We start from the raw sequence: 1,977 nt of genomic DNA on the forward strand, positions 1-1,977 counted from the left end.
ATCCACCAGTGTTTGTTGAACGTGATTTTTCAACACGATAAAAACGTTCAAAAATATGAGGTAAATCAGTACTAGGGATAGGTTGTCCGTAATTTGTTATATCAATTGTAATCATGTTATTGCTTTCGTAAGCGGTAATATCAATATGATCTCCATCATTTCCATAAGTAATAGCGTTTATGATTAGATTTTCAAACACACGTACTAATTTATCCCCATCAGCTAGTACCATTAGCTTTTGAGATGGGAAAGAAGGGCGACATTCAATATTAGCTTCTTGAAGCTGTATCCGAAATTGGACAGTTAATTGTCCAAGCAATTCTACAATATCAATGGGAGCAGAATATAAACTTAACTCTTTATTTTGAACRCGTGTATATTCAAACAAGTCATTCATTAATGCATTAAGACGGGTTACTTTATCGTAAATGACTTGAATATAGTATCGTAATTCTACTTCATCTCTATAATTATCATGATGGATTAAATTTACGTATCCAACTATAGATGTAAGAGGGGTTCGTAAGTCATGTGATACATTTGTAATAAGTTCGCTTTTTGCTTGTTCTGCCTGTCTTTCTTCATCAATTGATACTTTTAATTGCTCAATAATTTGATTGACCCCAGTTGCCAGTTCTTCTAAATAATTAATATCCTACTCCCCAAACCGTATGAATTAGTTTTTCACCATTCATTACGGTTTCAAGTTTATCGCGTAAATTACTAATATGGACCATTACCGTTTTATTAGAACCATAACCGTCTTCATTCCAAACTCGTTCGAATATCTCTTCAGAGCTAAATACTCTTCCAGTATTACTCGCTAGTAAATATAAAATATCAAATTCGATAGAGGTGAGTTTAATATATTCTCCATTTACTTTAACAGTATGATTATGTTTATGTATTTCAACAGAACGAATACGAATAATACCATCTTCATTCTTTTGGGAAGTAGCATTTTGGAAAGAGGATCTTCGTAATAAAGCTTTCACTCTAGCCACTAATTCTAGTGGATTAAACGGTTTAATCATATAATCATCTGCGCCGGTCATAAGTCCTAAAATTTTATCCATATCTTCAGCCTTTGCACTAAGCATAAGGATAGGTACAGTATTATTTTCACGCACTTCTTGACAAACTTCCAATCCGTTTCGTTTTGGCATCATAATATCTAAAAGCATAAGGTCAACTTCATATGTACATATCATTTGTAATGCTTCATCACCATCATAAGCTTTATAAATGTTAAAGCCTTCATTTCGTAAATAAACAGCCAGTAATTCTACAATATCTTTATCATCATCAATAATTAATATGTTTTTATTCATTTTATAGTTAGTTCCTTTCCTTACAATTAATCAACATTACTATAATATCAAACATTTATGTATTTTGTAGTAATGTTTCTACATTAAATTTCATGTATCGTATTAAAAAGGAATTAATACAATTATAACGAATACAAAATAAGAAGGAGATTTAAATTTCACATTATATTGAAAGTTAGTTATAAGGGGGGCTTGCTATGTTATATAATGATATATATTCATTTACTCCAACTGGAAAAATAGAAAATGATATTAAAGCTTTTCTATTAAAATACAATAAAGAATTTACATATAAACATTCAATTCGTGTGGCAAATGAGGCGAGAAAAATTGCGAAAATATTTTATGAAGATGAAGAAAAAGCAGCGATTGCAGGGTGTTTACATGATATTAGTGCAATCTTTCCGAATGAGGAGCGGATTGCAGTTGCTGAAGAATTTGGCATAGAAATATTACAAGAAGAACGAGAATTTCCAATGATTATTCATCAAAAATTATCGAGAGTAATTGCAAAAGAGGTATTTAAAGTAGAAGATAAAGAAGTTTTAAATGCTATCTGTTGCCACACTACTTTGCATAAACATGCAACGAAGATGGATTTAGTATTATTTATTGCTGATAAATTAGAATGGGATCAAATAGGGAC

At 30.7% G+C, this 1,977-nt stretch carries 2 protein-coding genes and 1 pseudogene; 1 reads left to right on the forward strand and 2 read right to left on the reverse strand.

The genetic code is table 11. The features are described from left to right. Together AC1DJR_RS28790 and AC1DJR_RS28795 are read right to left on the reverse strand one after the other, a co-directional pair. Positions 1 to 649 (reverse strand): annotated as a pseudogene (locus tag AC1DJR_RS28790) (sensor histidine kinase); the annotation flags it as partial. Continuing rightward, complete coding sequence (locus AC1DJR_RS28795) at positions 648 to 1,331, reverse strand: response regulator transcription factor (protein WP_477004129.1); 684 nt, start codon at positions 1,329 to 1,331, stop codon at positions 648 to 650. The gene AC1DJR_RS28795 and the pseudogene AC1DJR_RS28790, both read right to left, overlap by 2 nt. Before the next feature lie 197 nt (positions 1,332 to 1,528). Between AC1DJR_RS28795 and yqeK the strand changes: the two genes are divergently transcribed. Then, positions 1,529 to 1,977 (forward strand): bis(5'-nucleosyl)-tetraphosphatase (symmetrical) YqeK (gene yqeK, locus AC1DJR_RS28800; RefSeq protein WP_477004130.1); only part of this gene is annotated, 449 nt, incomplete at its 3' end.

This window comes from Bacillus sp. 05T31 (assembly GCF_056396725.1).